29 protein-coding genes are annotated in these 24,620 nt (G+C 63.1%); 4 read left to right on the top strand and 25 right to left on the bottom strand.

The annotated features are described in order from the left end of the window. Positions 1–42: 42 nt before the first annotated feature. Genes R4P70_RS14020 through R4P70_RS13995 form a run of 6 tightly spaced genes read right to left on the bottom strand, consistent with a single transcriptional unit; the run spans position 43 to position 5,929 of the window. Positions 43–1,188: a sulfotransferase family protein gene (locus tag R4P70_RS14020; RefSeq protein WP_283569213.1), complete on the bottom strand. Its 1,146-nt coding sequence runs from the start codon at positions 1,186–1,188 to the stop codon at positions 43–45. Positions 1,189–1,210: 22 nt separating this feature from the next. After that, positions 1,211–2,002 carry an SDR family oxidoreductase gene (locus R4P70_RS14015; protein WP_064074195.1) on the bottom strand — a complete coding sequence of 264 codons (792 nt, stop codon included), beginning with the start codon at positions 2,000–2,002 and terminating at the stop codon, positions 1,211–1,213. Next, positions 1,996–2,355, bottom strand: coding sequence for a nuclear transport factor 2 family protein (locus tag R4P70_RS14010; RefSeq protein ID WP_070162618.1), 360 nt, complete (start codon positions 2,353–2,355; stop codon positions 1,996–1,998). Before R4P70_RS14010 ends, R4P70_RS14015 begins: the two co-directional genes overlap by 7 nt. A gap of 24 nt (positions 2,356–2,379) precedes the next feature. Further along, positions 2,380–4,281, bottom strand: a complete 1,902-nt coding sequence (gene cysN / locus R4P70_RS14005; protein WP_054187832.1) for a sulfate adenylyltransferase subunit CysN — start codon at positions 4,279–4,281, stop codon at positions 2,380–2,382. Next, positions 4,281–5,186 carry a sulfate adenylyltransferase subunit CysD gene (gene cysD / locus R4P70_RS14000; RefSeq protein ID WP_019744365.1) on the bottom strand — a complete coding sequence of 302 codons (906 nt, stop codon included), beginning with the start codon at positions 5,184–5,186 and terminating at the stop codon, positions 4,281–4,283. Before cysD ends, cysN begins: the two co-directional genes overlap by 1 nt. Continuing rightward, positions 5,183–5,929: a 3'(2'),5'-bisphosphate nucleotidase CysQ gene (locus R4P70_RS13995; RefSeq protein ID WP_042453014.1), complete on the bottom strand. Its 747-nt coding sequence runs from the start codon at positions 5,927–5,929 to the stop codon at positions 5,183–5,185. The genes cysD and R4P70_RS13995 overlap by 4 nt, the downstream gene beginning before the upstream one ends. Positions 5,930–6,183: 254 nt before the next feature. Between R4P70_RS13995 and R4P70_RS13990 the strand changes: the two genes are divergently transcribed. Continuing rightward, a complete protein-coding gene (locus R4P70_RS13990; protein ID WP_003942004.1) occupies positions 6,184–6,795 on the top strand; it encodes a TetR/AcrR family transcriptional regulator in 612 nt (203 codons plus the stop codon). A 12-nt stretch (positions 6,796–6,807) separates the two neighbouring features. Here the strand turns inward: R4P70_RS13990 and R4P70_RS13985 are convergent, their stop codons facing one another. The 12 genes from R4P70_RS13985 to R4P70_RS13930 form a co-directional block, all read right to left on the bottom strand. Next, positions 6,808–7,089, bottom strand: a complete 282-nt coding sequence (locus tag R4P70_RS13985; RefSeq protein ID WP_003942012.1) for a metal-sensitive transcriptional regulator — start codon at positions 7,087–7,089, stop codon at positions 6,808–6,810. A gap of 31 nt (positions 7,090–7,120) precedes the next feature. Next, entirely contained in the window at positions 7,121–7,393 is a 273-nt protein-coding gene (locus R4P70_RS13980; RefSeq protein ID WP_007735305.1) for a hypothetical protein, read from the bottom strand. After that, the gene (locus R4P70_RS13975; protein WP_003941872.1) at positions 7,386–7,901 is read right to left on the bottom strand and encodes a hypothetical protein; all 516 of its coding nucleotides are present in this window, start codon (positions 7,899–7,901) and stop codon (positions 7,386–7,388) included. The genes R4P70_RS13980 and R4P70_RS13975 overlap by 8 nt, the downstream gene beginning before the upstream one ends. Further along, a complete protein-coding gene (locus R4P70_RS13970) occupies positions 7,894–8,331 on the bottom strand; it encodes a hypothetical protein (protein WP_003942066.1) in 438 nt (145 codons plus the stop codon). Before R4P70_RS13970 ends, R4P70_RS13975 begins: the two co-directional genes overlap by 8 nt. Before the next feature lie 15 nt (positions 8,332–8,346). Further along, positions 8,347–8,502 (bottom strand): hypothetical protein, encoded by a 156-nt coding sequence (locus R4P70_RS13965; RefSeq protein WP_003941930.1) that lies wholly within the window; start codon positions 8,500–8,502, stop codon positions 8,347–8,349. 57 nt (positions 8,503–8,559) lie between these two features. Beyond that, the gene (locus R4P70_RS13960) at positions 8,560–9,222 is read right to left on the bottom strand and encodes a hypothetical protein (RefSeq protein WP_007735307.1); all 663 of its coding nucleotides are present in this window, start codon (positions 9,220–9,222) and stop codon (positions 8,560–8,562) included. 49 nt (positions 9,223–9,271) lie between these two features. Then, entirely contained in the window at positions 9,272–10,246 is a 975-nt protein-coding gene (gene hemB / locus R4P70_RS13955; RefSeq protein WP_007735309.1) for a porphobilinogen synthase, read from the bottom strand. 75 nt (positions 10,247–10,321) lie between these two features. Next, the gene (locus R4P70_RS13950; RefSeq protein WP_003941969.1) at positions 10,322–11,884 is read right to left on the bottom strand and encodes a uroporphyrinogen-III synthase; all 1,563 of its coding nucleotides are present in this window, start codon (positions 11,882–11,884) and stop codon (positions 10,322–10,324) included. 60 nt (positions 11,885–11,944) lie between these two features. Next, positions 11,945–12,919 (bottom strand): hydroxymethylbilane synthase, encoded by a 975-nt coding sequence (gene hemC / locus R4P70_RS13945; protein ID WP_019744374.1) that lies wholly within the window; start codon positions 12,917–12,919, stop codon positions 11,945–11,947. Then, a complete protein-coding gene (locus tag R4P70_RS13940) occupies positions 12,916–14,277 on the bottom strand; it encodes a glutamyl-tRNA reductase (protein ID WP_003941867.1) in 1,362 nt (453 codons plus the stop codon). Before R4P70_RS13940 ends, hemC begins: the two co-directional genes overlap by 4 nt. After that, entirely contained in the window at positions 14,274–15,161 is an 888-nt protein-coding gene (locus R4P70_RS13935; protein WP_007735314.1) for a redox-sensing transcriptional repressor Rex, read from the bottom strand. Before R4P70_RS13935 ends, R4P70_RS13940 begins: the two co-directional genes overlap by 4 nt. A 140-nt stretch (positions 15,162–15,301) precedes the next feature. Continuing rightward, positions 15,302–15,562, bottom strand: coding sequence for a glutaredoxin family protein (locus R4P70_RS13930; protein ID WP_003941953.1), 261 nt, complete (start codon positions 15,560–15,562; stop codon positions 15,302–15,304). A gap of 200 nt (positions 15,563–15,762) precedes the next feature. Between R4P70_RS13930 and R4P70_RS13925 the strand changes: the two genes are divergently transcribed. Next, positions 15,763–16,758, top strand: a complete 996-nt coding sequence (locus R4P70_RS13925) for an HAD family hydrolase (RefSeq protein WP_020968932.1) — start codon at positions 15,763–15,765, stop codon at positions 16,756–16,758. Positions 16,759–16,797: 39 nt separating this feature from the next. Here the strand turns inward: R4P70_RS13925 and R4P70_RS13920 are convergent, their stop codons facing one another. The 7 genes from R4P70_RS13920 to R4P70_RS13890 all read right to left on the bottom strand — a co-directional run bounded on the left by R4P70_RS13920 (position 16,798) and on the right by R4P70_RS13890 (position 22,222). Then, positions 16,798–17,835 (bottom strand): lysophospholipid acyltransferase family protein, encoded by a 1,038-nt coding sequence (locus R4P70_RS13920; protein WP_007735315.1) that lies wholly within the window; start codon positions 17,833–17,835, stop codon positions 16,798–16,800. Then, positions 17,832–18,965 carry an NAD-dependent epimerase/dehydratase family protein gene (locus tag R4P70_RS13915; RefSeq protein ID WP_063314775.1) on the bottom strand — a complete coding sequence of 378 codons (1,134 nt, stop codon included), beginning with the start codon at positions 18,963–18,965 and terminating at the stop codon, positions 17,832–17,834. Before R4P70_RS13915 ends, R4P70_RS13920 begins: the two co-directional genes overlap by 4 nt. A gap of 217 nt (positions 18,966–19,182) precedes the next feature. Further along, positions 19,183–19,284, bottom strand: coding sequence for a 30S ribosomal protein bS22 (locus tag R4P70_RS13910; RefSeq protein ID WP_003402602.1), 102 nt, complete (start codon positions 19,282–19,284; stop codon positions 19,183–19,185). A 244-nt stretch (positions 19,285–19,528) separates the two neighbouring features. Further along, positions 19,529–19,765, bottom strand: coding sequence for a helix-turn-helix domain-containing protein (locus R4P70_RS13905; RefSeq protein ID WP_003941845.1), 237 nt, complete (start codon positions 19,763–19,765; stop codon positions 19,529–19,531). Positions 19,766–19,891: 126 nt separating this feature from the next. Continuing rightward, positions 19,892–20,707, bottom strand: coding sequence for a pyrroline-5-carboxylate reductase (gene proC, locus R4P70_RS13900; RefSeq protein ID WP_003941923.1), 816 nt, complete (start codon positions 20,705–20,707; stop codon positions 19,892–19,894). Positions 20,708–20,741: 34 nt separating this feature from the next. Further along, on the bottom strand, positions 20,742–21,587 hold the full coding sequence (locus R4P70_RS13895; RefSeq protein WP_118606373.1) for a thioesterase family protein: 846 nt from the start codon (positions 21,585–21,587) through the stop codon (positions 20,742–20,744). Next, a complete protein-coding gene (locus R4P70_RS13890; RefSeq protein WP_058038152.1) occupies positions 21,584–22,222 on the bottom strand; it encodes a MerR family transcriptional regulator in 639 nt (212 codons plus the stop codon). The genes R4P70_RS13895 and R4P70_RS13890 overlap by 4 nt, the downstream gene beginning before the upstream one ends. 150 nt (positions 22,223–22,372) lie before the next feature. Here R4P70_RS13890 and R4P70_RS13885 point away from each other — a divergent pair, with 150 nt between their 5' ends. Continuing rightward, positions 22,373–22,996 carry a TetR/AcrR family transcriptional regulator gene (locus R4P70_RS13885; RefSeq protein WP_118606376.1) on the top strand — a complete coding sequence of 208 codons (624 nt, stop codon included), beginning with the start codon at positions 22,373–22,375 and terminating at the stop codon, positions 22,994–22,996. A gap of 155 nt (positions 22,997–23,151) precedes the next feature. Then, positions 23,152–24,618: a wax ester/triacylglycerol synthase domain-containing protein gene (locus R4P70_RS13880; protein ID WP_003941881.1), complete on the top strand. Its 1,467-nt coding sequence runs from the start codon at positions 23,152–23,154 to the stop codon at positions 24,616–24,618. The last annotated feature ends 2 nt before the right edge of the window (positions 24,619–24,620 follow it).

Here is a 24,620-nt window from a genome sequence, read left to right as displayed (position 1 = left end):
GGTAGTCGGCACTACCAAAAAGGCGCACAGGGCCGGAGGGCTTCAGGGTGTGGTGGCGAACTTCGCTTCGACGTCGGCAGCGCTCACGCCGAAATCCTCGAGCGAATAGCGATGCGACGGACGACGGTGCTCGGCAAGGCTGGCCTGATGCGACGCCTCCACCGCGGCGCGGGCGTCGTCTGTGAAGGGCAGGGCGAACTGTGCATAGATCTTCTCGACGGTGCCGACCGCATCGGCGATGAAGTCCTTGTAGTCGACGTCGATGAACTGATCGGGGTTGTAACGGCTACGGGCATTGTTGAAGTTCGCATTCCCTCGCGCCCACAACTCCAGTTGCGTGCGCCCGATGGCCGGACGATCGAAGGCCCTCGACATGTCGTGTCCGCCCTGCTCGACGAGGCTGAAGGTGGACGCCATCGATGTCAACGGGTCCCGGAAGGTCCGAACGAACAGTGCATCCGGATAGACCGACATGATCTCGTCGATCGCGAAGACATGGCTCGGGCTTTTGAGCACCCACCGTCTGTCCTGGTCGTGCAGCCCGATCAACTGCAGGTTCTTCTTGTGCCGCGCATATGTTTCGGTCCAGTCCTGCTCCGCCGGCCACCGGGTGTAACTCGGCACGTACGCCACCGTCTCGAACGCGGTCGAGAGCATCGTCTGCTGCAGCAGCCGCCAGCATTCCTCGACCTCCTCCGCCCCCATGAAATGAACCTTCATCAGGTCTGCCTCGTTACGCTGGCGAGCACGGTAGAAGGCGTCGGAGCGAACGTAATCTTCGTTCTCCGACCACTTGTCGCGCTCGGGGCGCGGCTGCGGCGTCTCGGCGAGCCACATCTCGGCGCCCTGATGCGCCGGGTCGGCACCGAGCAAACGGTGCAGCGCGGTGCTGCCGGTGCGGGTCAACCCGACCACGAAGATCGGGCGTTCGATCGGAACATCTACGTGCTCTGGATATTTCGCGAATCCGGCCTCACTGGTCAGGCGACCCGCGAGCGCTCCGACGATCATCTTGCGAGCGATCACCTTGCCGTGAGGAGTGAGGTCGGCCTCGTTCTGGAACGACTCGAGGAGAACTCGAAGTCCTTCGAGATAGCTTTCGCTGCCGAAGTTTTCGTACCCGGCCGCCTCGCGCGCAGCCTGGTGCAGGTGATCGATGGAACCGATGCCGTCGTAATCCTGTGTCATGGCTAGTCCTTGTATGAGTTGATCAGTGGTGCGTGTGACCGCAGTTGACGTCGAGACATTGCCCTGTGATGGCCCTCGCTGAATCGGACAGGAGGAAGACGACAGCGTTTGCGATGTCATCTGGCTCCGGCAATCGGCGCAGATCGGCGCCCGCTGCGATCTCGTCGTAGATCACCTTGGGGTCGACTCCTGCCGCCGCCGCCTTCTTCTCGAACATGTTCTTGACCGAGTCCGCCCAGATATAGCCGGGAGCAACCGAATTGACTCGAACGCCCTTGGGACCGAGATCGATCGACAAACTGCGTGCCATTGCCAGGAGCCCGGATTTCATGATGCGGTAGGCCCCGAACCCGGGAAGCTGGTTGCGCAACACCATGGACGTGACCATCACGACGGACCCGTGCGACTCGATCAATGCCGGAGCAAATTCTCTGGTGACGTTCAACGCCGCGAGCAAGTTGATGTCGATGCCCGACTGGATGGACACCACGTCGGCGTCCAGGAGCGGGACCTGCGCGGGTTGAACAAATGCGTTGTTCACCAAGCAATGCACCGCACCGAACTCAGCGACAGTTGTCTCCGCCAACGAAGCGATCGAATCGACGTCGGTGAGGTTCGTCGGTACGGCCAACGCGATTCCGCCGCGGTCTCGAATCTCCCTTGCCACCGATTCCAAGCGCTCGGGTGTGCGGGCAGCCAGAACAACCTTCGCTCCGGCCGCCGCACTCTGCAGCGCAATCGAACGACCCAGCGCCGGGCCCACTCCCGAGACGACGACAACCTTGCCTGCCAGCAGGCCCTGATGGGTCAGCACAGCGCCTGCGGATCGAGAACAACACTCAGGAAGATGATCTTGCCGTTCTCGTCGAACTCGAACACGTCGGTGGCAGCGAAGTCAGGGATACCGGCGCGCTGCACCCGAAGCTGCATCGCTGCGTACTTTCCCGTCACCGAAATCGGACCGAGCAGGCTGACTGTGAAATCGACCTGCGCGTTCGCGGTATCGAATTCGCGAATCTCGTCGATGCCGCGGTAGGTCTGGACCCCCAGCGGTTCGTGTTGAACTGCGTCGGGCGCAAACAGCGCAACCAGTCCGTCGACGTCGTGACTTCCGAGACACTTGACGTAATCTTCTACGGCAGAAACTATTTCAGCCCTGTCAGGCATGGATGCTCCTCGTGTTCAGGCGGATCAAGAAATGGTTCCGCGGGCGCGGAGATGGTCGACGATCGCGATCGCAGCGTCCTCGGTCGTCGTGACACTGGTGTCGATGTGAATGTCAGGGTTCTGCGGCGGTTCGTACGGCGAATCGATTCCGGTGAAGTTCACCAACTCGCCCCGTCGAGCCTTCTTGTACAGCCCCTTGGGATCTCGCTCCTCTGCGACGGCAAGAGCGGTGTCGACGAAGATTTCGACGAACTGTTCGTCGCCGATCAATTCGCGGGCGGCATGACGCTCGGCCTCGAACGGTGAAATGAAGGACGCGAGCACGATCAGACCGGCGTCCGCCATCAGTCGGGTGACCTCGGTGACGCGACGGATGTTCTCGACGCGGTCGGCTTCGGTGAATCCGAGGTCTCGATTCAGCCCGTGACGGACGTTGTCTCCGTCGAGGAGGTAGGTGTGCGCGCCGAGTGCGTGTAGTTGACGCTCGACATCGTTCGCGATGGTCGACTTTCCCGAACCGGAGAGACCGGTGAACCACAGAACTGCGGGTTGGTGTCCCTTGAGCCTGGTGTGCGCGGCCTCGTCGACGTCCACGGATTGCCAGTGAATGTTGTCCGATCGACGCAGCGAGTGCGTGATCATGCCCGCACCGACAGTGCCGTTGGTAAGGCGGTCGATGAGGATGAAGCTACCGGTGTCACGGTTGCCGACGTACGGGTCGAACGGGACCGGTCGATCGAAACTGAGGTTGCAGACACCGATTTCGTTGAGCGCGAGAGTAGTCGTTGCGGTCTTCTCGAGAGTGTTGACGTTGATCTTGTGTTTCGGTTTGGTGATGCGCGCAGTGACTGTGACGGTACCGATCTGGCACAGGAACGGCCGTTCGGGCAGCATGGGAGCCTCACCCATCCAGACGATGCAGGCCTCGAACTGATCGGCTACGGCCGGCGGATTGTCGCCGATGGACAGCACATCACCGCGACTGATGTCGATCTCGTGGGCGAGCGTGATGGTGACCGAGCGGCCCGCACCGGCAACGTCGAGGTCGCCACCCATGGTCACGATGCGCTCGACTGTGGACGTCTTTCCACTGGGGAGCACGCGGATGGGATCTCCGGGAGATACGGTGCCGGAAACGATCTGGCCGGAGAATCCGCGGAAGTCGAGGTCCGGCCGGTTGACCCACTGCACCGGCATCCGGAACGGAGCCGCGGCGGCAGCATCGTCGATGTCCACGCTTTCGAGATGCTCGATCAGGCTTGGTCCGGAGTACCACGGGGTATTCGCACTGCGCTCGGTGAGATTGTCACCCATGTATGCCGACATCGGGATGGCGACGAACCCGTCCAGACCGATCTCGTGAGCGAACTCTGCATAATCCGCGGTAATGGCATCGAAGACCTCTTGCGAGTAGTCGACGAGGTCGAGTTTGTTCACGGCAAGCACCACGTGCTTGATCCCCAGCAACGACACCAGATACGAGTGCCGGCGGGTCTGGGTCAGTATCCCCTTGCGGGAATCGACAAGGATCACAGCAAGATCGGCGGTCGACGCGCCCGTCACCATGTTTCGGGTGTACTGCTCGTGCCCCGGAGTATCGGCGACGACGAACTTGCGTCGCTCGGTCGTGAAGTAGCGATAGGCGACGTCGATCGTGATGCCCTGCTCACGTTCGGCGGCGAGACCGTCGACCAGGAGCGCGAAATCGAGCCCCTCCCCCTGGGTTCCGCTCTTGCGCGAATCGGCTTCGAGCGCCGTCAACTGGTCGTCGAAGACGAGTTTCGATTCGTAGAGCAGACGGCCGATCAAGGTGCTCTTGCCGTCGTCGACGCTGCCGCACGTGATGAATCGCAGCATGCTCTTGTTTGCATGACGTTCGAGGTACGCCTCGATGTCGTCAGCGATCAGATCCGAGGAAACAGTCATCAGAAGTACCCCTCTTGCTTCTTCTTTTCCATCGACGCGCTGGAGTCGTGGTCGATGACCCGTCCCTGGCGTTCGGAAGTGGTGGTGAGCAACATTTCCGAGATGATCTCGGTCAGGCTCGTTGCGGTCGATTCGACGGCTCCGGTCAGCGGGTAGCAGCCGAGGGTGCGGAAACGAACGCTCTTGAGTTCCGGGGTCTCTCCCGGCAGTAACGGCATCCGGTCGTCGTCGACCATGATCAGCGCACCGTCCCGCTCGACGACGGGCCGCTTGTCGGCAAAATACAGCGGAACGATCGGAATCTCCTCCTGGCGTATGTATTCCCACACATCCAGCTCGGTCCAGTTCGAGAGAGGGAAGACGCGCAGGCTCTCGCCCGGCGCTTTGCGGACGTTGTACATCCGCCACAGTTCCGGTCGCTGCTGCTTGGGATCCCAACGGTGCGCAGCTGATCGGATCGAGAAGATGCGTTCCTTGGCGCGGGATTTTTCTTCGTCACGTCGGGCGCCGCCGAATGCAGCGTCGAACTTGTAGTGATCGAGGGCTTGTTTGAGGCCTTCGGTCTTCCACATATCGGTATGGACAGCGCTGCCGTGAGTGAACGGGTTGATCCCCTGCTTCACGCAGTCCGGGTTGGTATGGACGATCAGATCGAGATCGCCTGCAGCAGCGGTACTGTCACGAAGTTTGTACATTTCACGGAACTTCCACGTGGTATCGACGTGCAGAAGCGGAAACGGCAGCTTCGACGGATAGAAGGCCTTGCGCGCCAGATGCAGCATCACGGCGGAGTCCTTGCCCACCGAGTACAACATCACCGGGTTCTCGCTCTGGGCAACAGCTTCACGCATGATGTGAATGCTCTCGGCTTCGAGTCGTTCGAGGTGCGTCAGTGTCGCGGTCATCGGCCCAGTTCCTCCAGTGCTTTCGGGGCGAGTTCGGGTCGGCAGATCAGCAGATCCGGCAACCACGGGTTTTCCTGGTTGTAGCGCAGTTCGCTGCCATCGATACGCGAAACATGCAGTCCCGCAGCATGTGCGACAGCAACGGGCGCCGCCGAATCCCACTCGTACTGTCCGCCCGCATGTGCATAGATGTCTGCCTCACCCGAGACGACAGCCATTGCTTTGGCTCCGGCGGATCCCATTTCGATCAACTCCGCGCCCATCGAGTCGGCCATGCGCATGACCGGTTCCGGACGACGCGTCCGCGATACGACGACTCGAACCGGCGTCGCGGCATCCCGTTCGGTCCGATCATCGCTGCTCGAATAGGTGACGCCAAGGGCAGGCATTGCGACCGCACCGGTTGTGAGGACACCGTTTTCGGTCAGCGCAACATGAACGGCCCAGTCCGATCGTCCGGCCTCGCCGTACTCACGGGTGCCGTCGAGAGGGTCGACGATCCACACCCGATCCGCAGCCAGCCTCGCGAGGTCGTCAGCCCCTTCCTCCGACAGCACTGCATCCGCAGGAAAGCGTCGGGCAAGTTCGGCGACGATGAATTCGTGACTTAGCCGATCGGCCGCGTTCTTGAAAGTCGCGACATCACCGTCGTTTTCGCCGAGGGATTTCCGATGGTCGAGCAGAAGTTCTCCAGCTGCAGCGGCGATGTCGATCGCCGCGCGTTCATCGTTAGTGCGTGTCATAGGTACTCCACAACTGTGTAGACCTCCCGATCGATACGGGAAGAAAGGTCAGGCCGACCGCAGAGTGTCCAGCACTTTGCACTGGCCTCGATGTGGTCTGCGCCATACCGTAACACCAGAATGAACGATGTTCATTCTATTTCGAACAATGTTCATTCTATGATCTGAGTCACATCCAATTCTGGGCGGCGTTCGACAACGAACAGTGTTCGATGTGAATTGAGGATGCCGACCACCGCGACTACGGTGATCAAATGAGCAGTACCAGCAGCAAGTCGATCTACGGCGACGCCGAAGTGCGTCGACGCCGAACTCTCGACGCGGCGATCTCGCTTCTGGACGAAGGAGGCTACTCCGCGCTCACGATCCGCGCTGTCGCCAAACGAGCCGGCACCAGCACTGGCCTGATCTACCAGTACTTCGTCGACAAGCAGGACATCTTCGCCGCCCTCCTCAGCGAAAGTCAGCTGGAAATGGCGGACTTCGTGAACTCGCTCCCCCGCGAGCAGGGACTGAGCGCCTTACTCGAGTCCATGATTTCCGAGTTTGCTCGGCACTGGGCACGGGTGGGTCGACTCACCACCACTTGGCGCGACATCGAAGGCATGGCCGGGTCCGACCGAGAAAGCATGCGGGAACTTCACGCATCCGTAGCGGTCTACAACTCGGCATTGATTCGAGCGCTCACCGAATCTGCTGCAGCCGAAGGGAGCAGGTTGATCGACGACCCCGCGTTGATCCATCTCGTGCTCTCCGGACTCAAAGGCCTGTCGGACACCATCGTCATCAACATCGCCAAAGAAGTCACACCCGAGTACTTCGTGAGCTTCTCCGCCCGGGCGCTCGCGCGGTCCATCACGGAGTGACGGACCGACACCTTACGAACGAACGAGGCGAGCGATGGCCGCCTGAGCTTCCTTGATCTTGACGTCCGCTTCCGGACCACCCTGCTTGGCAGCTTCGACGACGCAACCCGCAAGGTGGGCGTCGAGAAGCTTCAGGGACACGGACTGCAACGCGCTCGTCGCGGCGGATACCTGGGTGAGCACGTCGATGCAGTACCGGTCGTCTGCGACCATGCGTGAAATTCCGGCTACCTGACCTTCGATACGACGAAGGCGCTTGAGCAGATCGTCCTGCTCGGGGCTGTAACTACTCATACCGCAACTATACCCCCTACCCGTATGAGGGCTACTGCGATGCGACGAAGCCCACCCGGACGCGGCGCACGACATCGATGGCCATCAGCCCCGCAACCAGAATCGACAACCCGGCGCCCGAGATCCAGAGACCGTCGTAGTGCGTGCTCTCGAACGGTGGAGCGCCCTCCAGTATCGGTCCGAAGTCGGACGTCGTCGTACCCGCTCGCCAGCACACGACCGCCAGAATCGTTGCGGCGACTATACCGAGTACACCGATCCACGTCTTCACGTCGACACGCGGGGATGGCTGTGGCTCAGTCATCGGCAGACCCGTCCGGTTCGACACCAACCACAACGACCTGACTCAACGCCTCGCGCAGTGCCTGATCGTCCTTTGCCCACGCCCGCACCAATCCCCCGGTGGTCAAACGTAAGCCGATACCGTGCCGACGCCTGGGCACTCCGGACAGCTCACCGAGCGCGCGTGCCGTTTCCCACGGTTCCATTTCGTCCTCGTAGGCAGCGTCGTCGGACTCCGGGAACACCTCGGCGATCTCGGTGATCGGCACCTCTTCGGTTCCCTGACGCAACGTGGTCGCGGTCAGAAGTACGCTCGCGTGCCGCCGTGCTGCGATCACCTGCACGTAGACCAATCCGGTGAGGATCACGGCGAACATCGCCAGACCGAACCAATGCACCACCGGGCCCGTGAACAGTTCGATGACCAAGGCGATCAGGCAGAAGATCGGACCGAACGCGATGGCCCACCACCGAGAACCCGGTTCGTAGTACAGAACGTCCGGGCCGATTTCCGGCGCGCGATCAGCCACGGGCAAACCAACTTCGGGTGGTGTCGCGGTAGATCGCGACGCAGGCACAGATCAGCATGACGGGAACAACCAGCGCGAGCACGGTACTGATCCCGGCGACGACCAGCGCGATCTGCAGCACCGCGAACACTCCGGACACGATCACCAGGATCCGTCGGCACAACGCCCGTCCGGCGCGAGTGGGACCGGCGAGGCCGCCGATCGCGAGGCCGGTCAACAGCAGAACCAGCCCGGACACCCGCACGAAGGTGACGTAGATGTCGATGTTTCCGGCCGAAACGCCTTGATCGGTGAACTGCTCACGCAACGAATACGAAGCGCTGGTGACATTGATCAGGCCGAAGAGTATGAGCAGGAACGCGCTGGCGATCCACAGCCAGAATGCTGCCTCGACAGCCGTCGGGCGCCTGACCTTCGTAGAGATACTCACGGGTTCAAGTGTGCGCTATCCGCTGACGATGCCCGGAATCATGAGCATCAGGAGTGTCACCAGAACAGAGGCTCCGAGGATCGCGAACAAGATCACTTCGGTGCGTGAACCACGTTGGCGCAGTGGCGCGTCGTGGGTGCTTTCCGTACGCAGGGCTTCCTGAGAACTCATCGCGTCCGACCTCTCCCCTACTACTTCAGTGACCCGTTTCACAGTACCCCGAGCTACCTACCGGTTCCCCGCCGGGGGGAAACGAAGAAAGTACGGATTGGACTCTTTTCGGTGCATCATCACGATCGCCCCGACAGCAGCAACTGCCTGCAGGATTTCCGCTCCGCCGAACAGCAGAGTGGCCGCGCCGCCGTCTCCGCCGAGCCCGAAGATCACCGGGATCGCGGAGACCAGCATGAAGACGCCACAGAACGTCAGCAACATTCGAGCCCAGTTCCTGCCGCGACTCATCGCGCGCACGAACAGAAGGAACACCGCGGTGACGATCACGACCAAAACCGCAGAGAACACGATGACCAGTGGGAACATGCCCTCCACGTCGGAACGCGTCAGACCGGCGTCGACAGCTGCCTGATTTCTGAGCATCTCGTCGACGAACATCGACTTCTGCCCGAGCAGCATCCAGATCATCGCGCCGCCCTGGACCAACCCGAGCGCCGTCACAGCCCACCACAACTGAATCGCAGTCACGACGTCCGTCGGCGGCTCGGGTTTCGGCGCAGGTCCCGGGTATCCGTTGTAACCGGGGCCGTATCCCGGGATCTGACCCGTCGGCATCGGTCCGAGTTCGCGGTACGGCTGATTCTCGAACGGCTGGTTCTCGTAGGGAGGTTCCCGGCGGGGCGGTTCCTGGCGCGACGGCGGCCACTGCTCGGTCATGACACCAGCGTATCGGTCGATACCGGCGCAGCCACCATGCGTGACTCCGTCACAGCCATCCGGCAACTTCCGACGCCCAGTACGTGAGGACCACGTCGGCACCGGCGCGGCGAATGCTGATGAGCGATTCGAGAATCGCCGCGTCCCGATCGATCCACCCGTTCTGCGCGGCCGCGGTGATCATCGAGTACTCCCCCGAGATCTGGTACGCAGCGACCGGAACCGGGGACCGGTCGGCGGTCTCACGCAGAATGTCCAGGTAGGACATTGCAGGCTTGACCATCACCATGTCGGCGCCCTCGGCGACGTCGAGGTCTACCTCGCGCATCGACTCGCGGCGATTGGCGCCGTCCTGCTGATACGTACGACGGTCGCCTTGCAGTGAGGATCCGACGGCTTCACGGAACGGCCCGTAGAACGCTGACGCATATTTCGCGGCATAGGCGAGCTGGCCGACATCGACATACCCCGAAGCATCGAGTGCACCGCGGATCGCAGCCACCTGACCGTCCATCATGCCGCTGGGACCGAGCAGGTGCGCACCCGATTCAGCCTGCGCGAGAGCCATTTCTACGTATCGGATCAAGGTCGCGTCGTTGTCGACAGCGCCGCCGGCAGTCAACACGCCGCAGTGGCCGTGATCGGTGAACTCGTCGAGGCAGGTATCGGCCATGATGACCGTCGAATCGCCGAGTTCGTCTGCCAGAGCGCGCAATCCGACATTGAGGATTCCGTCGGGATCGGAGGCACCGGACCCCTGGGGATCCTTGTCCTCCGCCTTCGGGACACCGAACAGCATCAGGCCACCGACGCCGGCTTCCACCGCTTCCACCGCTGCGGACCGCAGCGAATCGAGGGTGTGCTGGAAAACGCCTGGCATGGAACTGATCTCACGCGGTGCGTCGATGCCGTCGGCGACGAACATCGGCAAAACGAGGTGCCGGGGTTCGAGCGAGGTCTCTGCCACGAGTCGCCGGAGCGCAGGAGTGCGCCGGAGCCGGCGAGGGCGATGAGTGGGAAACACGAGAAGTAGCCCTCCTTCGTCGGAACCTGTGAGCGGTTGAGGAGTCCACAGACTCCTCAACCACTCACGGGTGCGCTAGCGCCTTCGAGACTTCTTGCGCGGGGGCGGCAAAGCACCTTCGGCGCGCAGACGAGCAGCATGCTCGGCGAGAGCCTCCACCAGCGGTCCCACCTGCGAGGTCTCGGGCTGCACGTCGACGCGCAGACCGAACTCGATAGCGGTTTCGGCCGTCTTCGGGCCGATGCACGCGACCAACGTGCGGGCGTGCGGCTTGCCGGCGATGCCGACGAGGTTGCGCACGGTCGAGGACGAGGTGAAGCAGACGGCGTCGAATCCACCGGTCTTGATCATCTCGCGGGTCTCGGCCGGCGGCGGCGCTGCCCGGACGGTGCGGTAGGCGGTGACGTCGTCGATCTCCCAACCGCGTTCGCGCAGGCCCTCTGCGAGGGTTTCGGTCGCAATGTCCGCCCGCGGCAACAGAACCCGGTTGACCGGATCGAAAACGTCGTCGTACGGGGCGAATTCGGCCAACAGGCCTTCGCTGGACTGCTCACCGGTCGGGATCAGCTCGGGGTTGATGCCGAACGAGCGCACCTTGGCTGCGGTTGCTTCACCGATGCAGGCGATCTTCACACCGGAGAAGGCGCGAGCGTCGAGGCCGAACTCTTCGAACTTCTCCCACACTGCGCGAACAGCATTGGTGGAAGTGAAGACGACCCACTGGTAGCGACCGTCGACGAGTCCCTTGACCGAACGCTCCATCTGAGCCGGGCTGCGAGGCGGCTCGACGGCGATGGTCGGAACCTCGATCGGGATCGCTCCGTGAGTGACCAGACGGTCGCTCATCTCGCCGGCCTGATCCTTGGTGCGCGGCACGAGGACGGTCCAGCCGTACAGAGCGCGCGATTCCCACCACGACATCTTGTTGCGCTGCGCGACAACCTTGCCGACGGTGACGATGAGCGAGCCCACCAGTTCGGATCCGGCTTCGTTGAGCGTCGCGAGAGTTGCCTCGACGGTTCGCTGCTGACGAGTGGTACCGCGGACGGTGATCGCAGCAGGCGTCTGCGGGGCCAAGCCGTTCTCGACCAGCGCGCTGGCGGTCTCGGCGAGATGTCCGGACGTCGCGTGCAGGACAAGCGGTCCCGGTGCAGCGGCCAGAGCAGCCCAGTCGACTTCACCGCGAACGTCGGCCTCGGTGTGACCCGAGCCGAGCGCCATGCCGGCGTAGCTCGGCACAGCCGAACCGGAAGGCAGACCCGGGAGAACCTCGAACTGAACCTGCGTGCGGGCGACTGCGGTGACCTCTGCGATCACGGAATCCGTGGTCAGCGGGTCGCCGGAGACCAGACGCACGACGTCGTGGCCGTTCTTGGCCTCGTGCACCAATGTCTTTGCAACCTCGGCAGGCTCGCCGAGTGCCGGACGCACGTCCGCGATCAGCTCGCCGGTCTCCTCGTCGCGGCCCATGTCGATGCCGACGAGTGCGACGACGCCCTTGTCTACATCCGGATCGGTGAATGCCATTGCGGCGCCGGTGAGGACGTCACGTGCGCGAACGGTGAGCAGGGCGGGGTCGCCCGGTCCCGATCCCACGAACAGGATCCGTCCGGGAGTGTTCTTTCGGACTCGGGTCATCGGTGATTCTCCAGTGCGCTGTATCGAAATGGGAACTTGGTGCAAGTGCAAAGTGGGGCGTCAAACATCGGCTGCCTCGCCTGTAGTCACGTTCATCAACTCGCGGGCGCCGAGTTCGAGTAACTCGCGCGCTACCGCTCGGCCGAGTTCCTCGGCCTTGTCCGGCGCACCCACGGCGCCGGTACGGATGACGTCCGAACCGTCGATGGCGGCTGCGCAGCCGCGTACCGACAGTTCGTCGAAGATTCTGCCGTCGTCGTCGAGGGATTCGACGATCTCCGCGATCGCTCCCACCGGAGCGGTGCAGCCGGCTTCCAACTCGGCGAGCAGGGCGCGCTCGGCCGTAACTGCCGCCCGGGTACCCGCGTCGTCGTGCTCGGCGAGGATCGCCGCCAATTCCGCATTGGCAGAGAGGCATTCGACGGCCAGAGCACCCTGCGCCGGAGCGGGGAGCATCTGCACGGGCTCGATATTCTCGGTGATGAGATCGAGCAGGCCGATACGGGACAGGCCGGCGCGAGCGAGGATCACGGCGTCGAGTTCACCGGATTCGACTTTGCCGAGACGGCGCTGCAGGTTGCCCCGCAACGGCACGATGTCGAGGCCGAGACCGAGTGCCTTCAGCTGCGAAACACGGCGCGGCGCCGAGGTTCCCACCTTGGAACCGGCCGGAAGCTCCCCGAGGACCAGACCGTCACGGGCGACGAGCGCGTCACGCGGATCTTCGCGTGGCGGAATCGCCGCGATGACGAAACGCGGGTCCTGCGCGGTCGGTAAGTCCTTGTAGGAATGCACCGCAACGTCGACGCGGTTGTCCAGCAAGGCTTCTCGAAGCTCTGCCGTGAACACTCCGACGCCGATCTTCTGGACGGGATCGGTGGACTGGTCGCCCTTGGTCTTGATGATGACCAACTCGGCGGGATGTCCGGCCGCAATGAGGGCATCGCGCACGGTACCGGCCTGCGTGGTCGCGAGAAGACTTCCGCGAGTGCCGATCCGCAGCGGGCTCCCCGATCGAGGGGTGGTGACGCTCATGCCTGCAGGTCCCTTCCAGTGCGGTCGCCGTCCACCAGATCGGTGGGTGTGGCCACGGCCGCGGGAGATCCGGGGCTGAGTTCGAAGAGTTCGCGCAGCGCTGCTGCGTAGGAGTCGCCGCCGGGGGCCGACGCGAGTTGCTTGACGCGCACGGTCGGGGCGTGGAGCAGCTTGTCCACGACGCGTCGCACGGTGCGTGCAACCTCGTCGCGCTGCGGATCGTCCAGGCCGGGCAGACGCGAATCGAGTCGCATCAGTTCGGCTTCGACGACGTCGGCGGCGCGCTGCCGCAAAGCCGTCACGGTCGGAGTGACCTCGGCGAGGCGCTGTCCGGCAAGGTAGGTCGCAAGCTCACCGGCGACGATGGTGCGTGCGGCATCTGCGTCGGAAGCGGCTGCGCCTGCCGCTGGATCACGCTGCAGCGTCTCCATGTCGAGAACGGTCACACCCGGCAGGCCGGCGACGGCGGGATCGATGTCGCGCGGCAGCCCGAGGTCGCAGATGACGAGGTGCTTGGTGTTGTCGCGATCGGGCTCGGCGAGTGCGCGGTGCACATCCGCCAGGGTGACCACTGCCCCGACCGCGCCGGTACAGGTGACCATGACATCTGCCTGCGCCATCGCGGCCGAAAGCTGATCGAAGGCAACACCGTCGGCGTCGACGCCGTTGGAGCGTGCCGTCTCTGCCAGGTGCTCGGCGCGTTCCTGTGTCCGGTTGACGACGACGATGCGTGCGATTCCGGCGCGGGTGAGATGCGCAACCGACAGACCGCCCATCGATCCTGCCCCGACAACCACGGCAGTGCGGCCGACCAGGCCACCCTCACCGATGATGCCCGCTGCACGATCGAGAGCCACGGACACGACTGATGCTCCGGCGGAGTCGATTCCGGTTTCGGAATGCACTCGCTTGCCGACGCGCAGTGCCTGCTGAGCCAGTTCGTGGACTACGCGTCCGGCGGCCTGCTGCGCATCCGAAGATGCGTAGGCCGAACGGATCTGGCCGAGGATCTGCTGTTCGCCGATCACCATGGAATCGAGGCCGCTGGCCACCGCGAAGAGGTGCTCGACGGCTGCTTCGCTGTAGCGGACGTACGCGTGAGCGTGCAGCGCTGTCAGGTCGAGACCCGAATGGTCGGCCAGGATTTCACCGACCTCGGTGAGTGCACCGTGGAACGCGTCCACCACCGCGTAGACCTCCACCCGGTTACAGGTGGAGACGATCATCGCTTCGGAGATGTGCGAAGACGCCAGAAGCTTGTCGATCAGCTTCGGACGATCGGTGTCGGTGACAGCTACTCGCTCGAGCACCGGGACGGGCGCGGTTCGATGCGAGACCCCGACAAGCAGAACACTCACGGCGCGATCACTGATCCGTTTCTTGTCGAACCTGCTCCGACCGGAGCGGGTGAACTGGTGGATGGGACTGACGAAGCGGATGCGGCGTGAGCCACTCGTACTCGCGGCGCGCTGGATGCCTGATCGGCATTGCGCGCACTGTTGAAGGAGAGAACCTGCATCTCGACGGCTAGATCTACACGTCGCAGTTCCACGTGATCGGGAACGTCGAGGGCGATCGGCGAAAAACTCATGATGCAGCGCAGCCCGGCGCTGACGAACTGGTCGCACACGCCCTGAGCTGCCTCGTCCGGTGTGGAGATGACGCCGATGGTCGCATTCAGTTCACGGCAGGCGACGGTCAGTTCCTCGGTGCTGCGCACGACGAGATCCCCGACTCTGCTTCCGATTCGATCTGCGTCACTGTCGAAGAGTCCGACCATCTCGAAACCGCGGCGGCTGAATCCGCCGTAGCCGACCAGTGCCTTGCCGAGGTTTCCGACTCCGACGAGAACGACCTTGTGCCCACGATCGAGTCCGAGTGCACGCTCGATGCGGATGCGGAGCCTGTTGACGTCGTACCCGACGCCGCGGACGCCGTTGGGTCCGAGGAACGACAGATCCTTACGCAACTTCGCTGATCCGACACCTGACGCCTGCGCGAGTTCCTCGCTCGAGACGATGGAGGTACCCCGGTCGGACATCACTCCGAGGACCCGCAGGTATGCGGCCAAGCGCGTCACCGTAGCCTGGGGGATGACGCGATCCTGAGCGATCGGGTCGGTAACCGAGGCGCTGGAAGCGTCGGTGACGGAAGAGCCCGCAGCGCCGGTGACGCGCTGAGCCACAGGCTCATGCGTCTGGTGCGGTTCGGTCACGTCGCTGGCTCCTCGTCCGGTCGACACGACTGTCGACCTCCACGATGCTCCGGGGGAATGTTCACACCACGGTAACCGCTTGTGAACCCATGCACAAAGTTGCTCGAGACGGGTTCGATGTGCCGTTCACCTGCAAAGCGGCTCCGCGGACAACTTTGAGGGTTGCCTTACTTGCGTAAATCGTCACGAAGGCGCTCCTCGTCGACTTCCCAGTAACCGTGCTCGCGTCCGTCGAGAAGAATGACGGGCAATCTGTCTCCGTACTCCGCTCTCAGCTCTGGATCCGTCGCGGCAGCTTCGTCCACGTCGATGCACGTCAATTCCAGCTCGAACTCGGAACAGACCCGTCGCAGGACCTCCGCCGCGCCGACGCAGGACGCGCATCCTGCGCGTGTCAACAGGGTCACTTCATGCGTAGCTGCAGTCATCGACGCATACCTTTCTTCTACGGGGACGCCATCTACTTGATCGGTCGAGTGTGCCTCCGGAGCCCCACTCGGTACCAAATCGGCGGAGAGGAACGTCACACACCACAGGGAAGGTCACCATCCAACCCATCGGGCCTCATCGCGGAGGATAGGCTGACTCGAAGAGTTCTCTGCTCGAGAATGCAACACGGGAGGTGCGGGTGCCTGCGCGATCACTACCGAACGGCTCCGGATTCGGATCAGGGCTTGCCGGGGTCATTCTCCCCGGACGTCGCCATGTGAAGAATCCGCTGGGCCCGAGTGAGTCGGAAGTTCGAGCCAATCTCGCCGGCGAGGCGAGCGCTGACGCAGCTCTGGCATTGCACGAAGCTGCCAACCCCACAGAACCGGAAACCGGCGAAGAGCCCCCGGCCGTTCCGCGCGACCTCACGGCCGCCGCATTCTTCGACGTCGACAACACCATGGTGCAGGGTGCGTCGATCATCCACTTCGCCCGTGGTCTCGCTGCACGAAAGTATCTCAAGACCTCGGATCTGGTGGATTTCGCGTGGAAGCAGATCAAGTTCCGAGTCACCGGCCGAGAAAGTAGTGACGACGTCGCCGAAGGCCGCGAGAAAGCACTGTCCTTCGTGGCCGGTCGATCCACCGCCGAACTCGCCCGCCTCGGCGAGGAGATCTACGACGAGGTCATCGCCGACAAGATATGGCCAGGCACGAGGGCGTTGGCCCAGATGCACCTCGACGCCGGACAACAGGTGTGGTTGGTGACGGCAACTCCGGTCGAACTGGCTCAGGTCATCGCCGAGAAACTGGGATTGACCGGCGCCTTGGGCACTGTCGCCGAGAGTGAGGACGGCGTCTTCACCGGCCGACTCGTCGGCGACATCCTGCACGGCATGGGCAAGGCGCACGCCGTACGGACGTTGGCGGTGCGTGAAGGACTCAATCTCAAGCGCTGTTCCGCCTACTCCGACAGCCACAACGACGTTCCGATGCTCTCGTTGGTGGGGACACCGGTGGCGATCAATCCCGACGCAGATCTTCGTGAACTCGCGAAGAACCGCGGGTGGGAAGTTCGCGATTTCCGCACCGGACGAAAGGCCGCCAAGATCGGCGTACCGACGGCGCTGGTGCTCGGAGCGGTCGGCGGGGCGCTCGCGGCAATTCTCGCCAGGCGCAAAGAACAGAACGCCTGAGCGGGTTCGGTCCGGATCGAGCAGCGATCCGGACCGAACTCAGCCGAGAAAGACGTTGCGACGCTTGGCCAACAGTCGATACAGCGTCTGCTGAATCGTTTCTCGGACGTGGTCCGTGACCTCGAACAGGACCATCGGATCGTCGGCGGCACCGCTCTCGAAGGTATCGGTGACGATGGGCTTTCCGAACTCGATGTACCACTTCGACGGCAACGGAACCAGGCCGAGCGGCCCGAAGTGTGGAAACAGCGGTGTCACCGGGAAATACGGAAGACCGAGAACGCGTGCGAGTGTGGTGAGATCACCGATTTTGGGATAGATCTCCTCCGAACCCACGATCGAGCACGGAATGATCGGAACACCGGTTCGCATTGCGGCCGACACGAAGCCACCGCGCCCGAACCGCTGCAACTTGTACCGCTCACTGAACGGTTTCCCGATGCCCTTGAATCCTTCCGGGAACACGGCCGCGACTTCACCGTCGTTGAGCAGACGCTCGGCGTCGGGGTTGCAGGCCAACGTATGACCGGCTTTGCGCGCCAGTCCACCCACCACCGGCATCTCGAATGCCATGTCCGCAGCCAACATTCGCAGTGGACGATGCGCTGGATGGTGATCGTGCACGGCAACCGACGTCATCAGTCCGTCGATCGGGATCACACCGGCGTGGTTGGCGACCACAAGCGCTCCCCCGGTGAGGGGAATGTTCTCGATCCCACTGACCTCGACGCGAAACCACTTCTCGAACAACGGGCGCAACATCGGCATGACGACGTTGTCCGCGAAATGCGGGTCGAACCCGAACTCGTCGACCTCGTAGTCGCCGGACACCCGACGTCGGAGGAATTCTGCTGCCGAGGCGATCTGGTCGACGATCGCCGACCTGGCCGAATCGACGAACGTGCTCTCACCGCCGTGGTCGGCCGCCGAGGACACTCCGGACGGATGCCGGCGCTCACTTTGTTCACGGATGTCACGCTCTGCACCGGTGACGGACTCACGCGAACGGGAAGTTGCCGACTTTCCGGTGTGAGTTGCGCTGGGCCGCAGGGGAATTACCTTCGCCACGTCAGTCACCCCTTCACCGCACTTCGTCCCGACAGCGGCATGTGCATCACGTCTGCACTTGTTGCCGCCGCGGCGGCGTCACCGCCGAGGATGGTGGTCAACGCATTCTCCGCCCGATCGATCCACTCGGACTTGATGATCCGGCGCGTCTGCATCGCACGCATGAAATCGTCGAGTGCTTGCATGGTGGTCCATCGCGGCTCGAACCCCAACTCGCTGCGCATGCGAGTGGTGTCGAGTCCGCAGCCGAACCGGAAGTACTCGAGTTGCTCGTCGGTGTACAGCCTCATGGACGACCCCACCAACGCGCTCCCGACGCTGCGGAACAGAGCGAGCGGCATGGGAACTTCCACCCTGCCTGCCCGGCGGATCGCCTGCGACATCATGACCACTCCGTCGCCGGCGATGTTGTACGTACCCGAAGCGTGTCCGATGGTCGCCTTCTCCAGCGCCGCGAGGGCATCCTCGACGTGGAGCAATTGCAGGCGCGCGTTGCGCCCGACGATGGTGGGCACGAGTGGGGCGGTGACGTAGTGCCCGACGGTTGCAGTCAGCTGAGGTCCGATCAACGGCGCCAACCGCAGAATCCCGACCGAGATGTCCGGGCGCCGACGCCCCATTCCGCGGAGGTATCCCTCGATCTCGAGGCTGTCGCGGGCATATCCGCCCGGCGGCCGGCGGCGCGCACTCATTTCTTCGGTGAACTGAGCGGGATCCTTGGCACTGCACCCGTAGACGACCGAAGCCGAGCGCAGGACCACCTTGCGAACCGTCGGAGCTTTCTGGCAGACCGCGAACAGTTGCATGGCGCCGATGACGTTCATGTCCTTCATCGCGGCGCGGCTGCCGGCTTTGGGGGCTTTCTGAAGCGTCGACGCGTGCACGACGGTGTCGACCTCGGCGTTTCGGATCACTTTGCCGATCAGCGGATTGCGGATGTCTGCTCGCACGAATTCCGCGCGGCCCATTCTGCGCATCATGTCCTTGCTCGGACTGACGGCGTCGACGGCGATGACACGCTCGATCGACGGATTCTGCGCAAGCCTGGTCACCAGGTAGCCGCCGAGAAATCTGCTCGCCCCGGTCACCAGTACGACGCGAGGCGTCGTGCCCCCTGAAGTGTTGTCACCTTCAACCACCAAGTACCCCCATATCCAGTAGAAACGCGCTCTGCCGAAGCGTCCCTCCCGCGATTTTCCCCCACTTTACGGGCAGAGGGGGTCCCGCGCTGACTACCCAAATTTCGGCCATTCAAGACAAACCGCCCAGCCAATGAGACGTGGCACACATCGCTTCCCCCCGAATATGCTGATGCCCGCCACCCCGGAAGGGGTGGCGGGCATCAACAGGTACTGCTTATTTACCGAGTTTCCTGCGCTGTACTCGGGTACGACGAAGCAGCTTGCGGTGCTTCTTCTTCGACATGCGCTTGCGACGCTTCTTGATCACTGAACCCATAGCGGGTGTCCCTCACGTTCTTCTCTAGCGTTCCTGCGCACGCCGGTCACGTACGCCTGCGCCAAGCAATTGGCGCCTGGCCCTCGTTTTAACTAGCTCAGCGCCTTACGACACCAGCTTGCTGGTACGACAGTGACTCATCGTACCGGTGTGGTCTCACTCGGCATAAACCGAGCCTCCGGCACAGCAACCGCTGTGCCCGCGACTCGGCTCACGCCGAGGTCATCCTCTTCGAACCGGCTGGTCAGCCGGCATCGAAGTACGAGGTTTCGAGGTAATCGTGCACTGCCTTCGCATGTACACGGAACGAACGGCCCACTCGTACAGCGGGCAATTCGCCACTGTGTACCAACCGGTACACAGTCATTTTCGACACCCTCATCAAAGTTGCTACCTCAGCAACAGTGAGGAATTGCGTGCCGGCCACTGCCGGCTTTCCGTCGTGGGACGAACCCATGGACGGCTTGTTTGCAGACACCATTAATCCACATACCTCCAGCACGACTCGCGCCGCCGGCTTCCCCTCCGGCGGAACAGACACGTACGTACTAAGTCGAGCTTAGCTGTACTGGTGGGGTTAAAGCGACGGGTGTGGCTAAACGGACGACTAATCCGCAGCTGCACCCATTGCGGCCGAGCGCGACTTGGCGGCATCCAAGGCATCGAAGAACGCCGTCCGCAGGCCGCCCGCTTCGAGCTGACGCAGTGCCGCAGCCGTCGTTCCGCCCGGTGACGTCACCGCGGCGCGAAGATCCGTCGCGCTGTCGCCGGTGCGATCGAGCATCGCTGCGGAACCGACCATCGTCTGCACCACCAATTCGGTAGCGACCGGGCGCGTCAGGCCGAGACCGACTCCCGCGTCGATCATCGCTTCGGCGACCAGAAAGAAGTAGGCCGGGCCGGAACCGGAGACCGCCGTGACCGCGTCGATCTGCGATTCGGGAACCGTGACCACCTTGCCGACGCTGCCGAGGATGCCGCGTACGAGCTCGAGATGCTCGGCCTTGACGTGCCGTCCGGGCGAGAGCACGCTCACGCCCTCCCCGACCAACATGGGGGTGTTCGGCATGACGCGGATGACCGGGAACCCTGCGGGCAGACGCGTTTCGAAGAATCCCGTGGGGATTCCCGCCGCAAGGGAAACGATCAATTGTTCGAGGTCGCCGTCCAGATCGACCTTCGTCAACGCCGTGAGCGCTGACTCGACGTCGTTCGGCTTCACCGCGATGACGATGACGTCCGCACCCTCGGCGGCATCGGCGACCGTGCTGACGCGGATGGAGTATTCGGCGATCAATTCGTCTGCGCGAGGCTGATATTGCTCGGCGACGACCAGATCCTTGATGGCGTGGCCGGCCTGCAACAGCCCGGAGATCAGCGCCTCGCCGATCTTGCCGCCACCGATAATCGCAATTCTTGTCATGGCGAACAGCCTGCCACGACCGCAGCGATCGACCCTAGCGGGGCATCATCGCCAATTGACGACTCTGGACGACGACTGCGCCCGTCGAATCGAGAACAGCATGATCCTCTTCGAACCACGTGCTGCCCAGAACATCCGAGCTCGCCCGCACGCGAAGCCATCCCGGCGTCGGCAGTCGGCGCAGGTACGTCGTCAACTGCACGGTCGGCGCCCACCCGAACAGGCCGCGGTTCATCGTCACCGGCGCGCTGATGTCACCCGCCATGATCGCGAACAGCACGGCGGTGTCGAGGTCGTTTTCGTCCTCGGGTCGAGGACGGACCCACATCCTGACCTCGGCCTCGCCTTGGCTGCCGGTCAGGAAGTGCGCCGAGGTGGTGTCGATTCGCATGTCGCAACCCTGACCGACATGCACGACCTGCGCCATCGGGTGATCGCCGATGACTGCCACCGCACTCTCCGGCGGTTCCGGTGACATGGCATCGATCGACGAGGCCGTGACGAAGGTGGGGTCGCCGTCATCGGGGAATCCGAGCGTGACCGCCGCGCGAACAGCGCTGCGGCCCGCCTGGCTCAACTCGACGTCGAACAACGCGACCTGGCGTCCCTGCTTTCGGACGATCACCTCCAGTTCGACTTCACCCGGATCTGGGGCCGACAGATAGTTGGCGCTCACCGCGAGTGGCTGCATCTTCAGAAGCGAGTCGTTCTCACCTGCGCCGTCTCGCAGACATCGACGCGCGGCCGCGGCGCACACAGCCATCATGGAACCTCCGTGCACTTTCGGCCCGATGGTCCAGATCGAATCGATCGTTGCGGTGTATCGCCCGTCGCCGAGCGAGGTGAGGCGATTGAGATCTTGAAAGGGACTGGTGCTCATCGATTTTCCTGTTCGGTGCTTTCTCGGTGTTGCGGGAAATGTCGTGCGGCCAAATCTTGGTGCGCCAGGCGTCGCAAAGCTGTCAGGACGGGTTCGTACATGGCGGTTCCGAGGACCGCATAGCGAATGCCGTCCTCGGTCGAACTGGTAGGCATCAGCTCGATTTCCACTTCGGCAATCCCTCGGATGTGGTCGCCGTAGGCGCGCAGGCGCTCGTCCGAGAGACTCAGTCCTGCATCCTCGAGGCCGATCAGTGCCCGCTCGAGGTGCGCGACCGCCACGTACCTCGGTTCGAAGACCTGACCGAGAAACTCCAGAACCTTGCGAGCTCTGGGGAACTCTGGATCCGGTTCAGGTTCGACGTACGGGGGTAGTTGCGCGATTGCGCGGCCGAAAGTCTCGAATTCGGATCGCTCGTCACTGTCCACCAGTTCGAGCACCGCGCGAATCCGTGGAATCGCGAGTCCCGCCCCGGCCAGGGCCCTGATCAACGCGAGTCGCCGGACGTGCTGTTCGCCGTACCTCGCTCCCGTTGCGCTGGTCGGCTCACCAGGCATCAGCAGACCTTCACGGAGGTAGTACTTGATAGTGGCCAGTGCAACGCCGGACTGTGCGGCCAGTTCGGAAACCTTCACCGCTCCTCCGTCCAACTCGCTCGACCCTTTACTGGATAGTGATGCTATCCAATGGTGGCCGAGCATCGGTAAGGAGGACACGCCTTGCGCTAGGGTTGAACCTTCTTTAGTCACACCACCAGAAATTTCCGAACGGAGCGAACAGGCGGAATGACGGATTTGCAGTCGGAGGCTCAGCCCGACGAACAGTGGCGCATCGTGGAACCACTGACGCTGACTCCCCTGCTCACCGCCGCACTCGAGGTGTTCCACGAACTCGGTTACCACGGAGCGTCGGTTCGTGACATCGCAAAACGTGCCGGTGTCACCGTGCCGACGCTGTATTACCACCACGGCAACAAACAGGGCATCCTCGTCGCGCTGATGGAACCGGGCATCGAGAACGTCACCGCACGCGCGAGCGCTGCGGTCGACGCTGCCGGACCGTCGCCGACGGCACAGTTCGGCAATCTCGTCGAGGCGTGTGTTCTGCACATGACCAGTCGCTCCGACATAGCCTTCCTCGATTCCGAACTGCGATACCTCGAGGACGCGGAACGAAAGAGCTACGCCGCCAAGCGAAAGAAGCTCGAGAACCTACTCGTCGACGTACTGACGGCAGGCGTCGAGAGCGGTGAGTTCACGGTCCCGGACATCACCGGAACGGGCCGTGCACTACTGGGAATGTGTCAGTCCGTCGTCCTCTGGTATCGACTCGACGGACCGCAGACTCCGCGCGAAGTCAGTGTTCTCTACCGCGAGATAGCCCTGAAAGCCGTCGGCATCACTTCTTGAGCACTGAACTTCCCGGCATGTCCGATTAGCCCTTAACTGACGAACGTCACACCTGTCGGCTGACACCGAAACCGGGACGCGCCCACGGTCGCGGGTCCACACTTAGAAGCAGAGATGCGCGGGGTGGATCCGCAGACCGAGGGAGTTCTTGACGTATGGCCAACAGCAATCCATTTGTTCCTCCTAGCGCGGTCGACGTCGACCTTTCCGCGGTCGCCTGGGGGGCGAACCGCACGATGTCCGACTTCGAGACTGGAATGTGGCGGATGGAAGAGGCGCAGCCGCAACTGCGCTCACCGATCGTTGCGGTGGAGGTTCTCGATCGTGCCCCGGACTGGGATCGACTTCTCGACGCAGTCGAGTGGGCATCGCACGTGGTTCCGCGTATTCGTATGCGAGCAGTGGAACCGGCAATGCAGCTGGGCAATCCGGTGTGGTCCGTCGATCCCGAGTTCGACATCGGCTACCACCTACGACGCGTCCGCTTACCTGCACCGGCGGACTTCGATCACGCACTGCGCATGTGTCGTCACCTTGCGACGGAACCTTTCGACAAGGCTCGACCGCCGTGGAGCGCGCTGCTCATCGAAGGTCTCGACGACGGTCGCGCCGTGTTCGTGGTCAAGACTCACCACTCCATCACCGACGGCATGGGCGGCATCCAGATGATGACGCTCCTGCACAGCAGACGCCCGGACCCCACTCCGAACAAGCCCGACCGCACACCGCCTGCTCCTGAGCATCTGTCGTCGGTGGGCGCCTTCGGCGAGGAGGTGGTCAGCGAGATCCGGCGTGCGCCCTCGCGTATCGCCAAGCTGGTCCGTGGTGCCACCAATGTTGCGACCACGGCGATCTCGAGTCCGATCACGACAGCTTCCGAGGTCCTCGGTTACGCCAATTCACTCCGCAAGATCGTCACTCCCCCAGCTCGTTCCGGTTCCCCTCTGCTCCACGATCGTGGTCTCGGACGATGGTTCGGAACTCTCGAAGTGGGTGTTCCCGAGCTCAAGGCCGGAGCAAAAGCTGCCGGCGGCTCACTCAACGACGCGTACGTCGCCGCTTTGCTCGGCGGCTTCCATCGCTACCACGAAGCCTTCGGACAATCCGTCGAGAGCATCCCGATGGGTATGCCGATCAGCATGCGCACGGGCGCGGATGCCAACGGCGGCAACCGGTTTGCAGCCGTTCGCTTCAACGGCCCGGTCGCCGAAACGGATCCGGCCAAACGCATCAGGCAGGTGCGAGAGATCGTTCTGAGTCTGCGTGAGGAACCGGCGTTGGACGCTATCGACGTCGCCGCCCCGATCCTCGCTCGCCTGCCGAACTATCTACTCGCGAACTGGTATCTGTCCCAGTCGACGGGTCTGGACCTGCAGGCGAGCAACGTCGCCGGCGTACCGGTACCGGTCTATCTCGCCGGAGCGAAGATCGAGCGGATGTTCCCGTTCGGCCCGGCGCCCGGTTGCGCGGCGATGGCGACACTGGTCTCCCACGTCGGGGTGTGCTGTATCGGAATCAATCTCGACACCGCCGCGATCACGAAGCCCGCGCTGCTGATGCAGTGCTTGCAGGAGAGCCTGGACGAGATCGTCGCTCTCGGAGTCACAACGGAAGGTGCGTGAGT

Origin of the sequence: Rhodococcus sp. IEGM 1241 (assembly GCF_033142365.1) — a bacterium.
In the GTDB taxonomy this organism is placed as follows: Bacteria; Actinomycetota; Actinomycetes; order Mycobacteriales; family Mycobacteriaceae; genus Rhodococcus_F; species Rhodococcus_F erythropolis.
The sequence above is the reverse complement of the archived record's forward strand: the minus strand, read 5'-3'. Positions and strand labels throughout refer to the sequence as shown.

Excerpts from the sequence above, each read along its gene's own strand:
- R4P70_RS14020 (WP_283569213.1), bottom strand. The coding sequence starts at position 1,188 with ATGACACAGGATTACGACGGCATCGGTTCCATCGATCACCTGCACCAG.
- R4P70_RS14010 (WP_070162618.1), bottom strand. The coding sequence starts at position 2,355 with ATGCCTGACAGGGCTGAAATAGTTTCTGCCGTAGAAGATTACGTCAAG.
- cysN (WP_054187832.1), bottom strand. The coding sequence starts at position 4,281 with ATGACTGTTTCCTCGGATCTGATCGCTGACGACATCGAGGCGTACCTC.
- cysD (WP_019744365.1), bottom strand. The coding sequence starts at position 5,186 with ATGACCGCGACACTGACGCACCTCGAACGACTCGAAGCCGAGAGCATT.
- R4P70_RS13995 (WP_042453014.1), bottom strand. The coding sequence starts at position 5,929 with ATGACACGCACTAACGATGAACGCGCGGCGATCGACATCGCCGCTGCA.
- R4P70_RS13990 (WP_003942004.1), top strand. The coding sequence starts at position 6,184 with ATGAGCAGTACCAGCAGCAAGTCGATCTACGGCGACGCCGAAGTGCGT.
- R4P70_RS13985 (WP_003942012.1), bottom strand. The coding sequence starts at position 7,089 with ATGAGTAGTTACAGCCCCGAGCAGGACGATCTGCTCAAGCGCCTTCGT.
- R4P70_RS13980 (WP_007735305.1), bottom strand. The coding sequence starts at position 7,393 with ATGACTGAGCCACAGCCATCCCCGCGTGTCGACGTGAAGACGTGGATC.
- R4P70_RS13965 (WP_003941930.1), bottom strand. The coding sequence starts at position 8,502 with ATGAGTTCTCAGGAAGCCCTGCGTACGGAAAGCACCCACGACGCGCCA.
- R4P70_RS13960 (WP_007735307.1), bottom strand. The coding sequence starts at position 9,222 with ATGACCGAGCAGTGGCCGCCGTCGCGCCAGGAACCGCCCCGCCGGGAA.
- R4P70_RS13950 (WP_003941969.1), bottom strand. The coding sequence starts at position 11,884 with ATGACCCGAGTCCGAAAGAACACTCCCGGACGGATCCTGTTCGTGGGA.
- hemC (WP_019744374.1), bottom strand. The coding sequence starts at position 12,919 with ATGAGCGTCACCACCCCTCGATCGGGGAGCCCGCTGCGGATCGGCACT.
- R4P70_RS13930 (WP_003941953.1), bottom strand. The coding sequence starts at position 15,562 with ATGACTGCAGCTACGCATGAAGTGACCCTGTTGACACGCGCAGGATGC.
- R4P70_RS13910 (WP_003402602.1), bottom strand. The coding sequence starts at position 19,284 with ATGGGTTCAGTGATCAAGAAGCGTCGCAAGCGCATGTCGAAGAAGAAG.
- R4P70_RS13905 (WP_003941845.1), bottom strand. The coding sequence starts at position 19,765 with ATGGTGTCTGCAAACAAGCCGTCCATGGGTTCGTCCCACGACGGAAAG.
- proC (WP_003941923.1), bottom strand. The coding sequence starts at position 20,707 with ATGACAAGAATTGCGATTATCGGTGGCGGCAAGATCGGCGAGGCGCTG.
- R4P70_RS13895 (WP_118606373.1), bottom strand. The coding sequence starts at position 21,587 with ATGAGCACCAGTCCCTTTCAAGATCTCAATCGCCTCACCTCGCTCGGC.
- R4P70_RS13885 (WP_118606376.1), top strand. The coding sequence starts at position 22,373 with ATGACGGATTTGCAGTCGGAGGCTCAGCCCGACGAACAGTGGCGCATC.
- R4P70_RS13880 (WP_003941881.1), top strand. The coding sequence starts at position 23,152 with ATGGCCAACAGCAATCCATTTGTTCCTCCTAGCGCGGTCGACGTCGAC.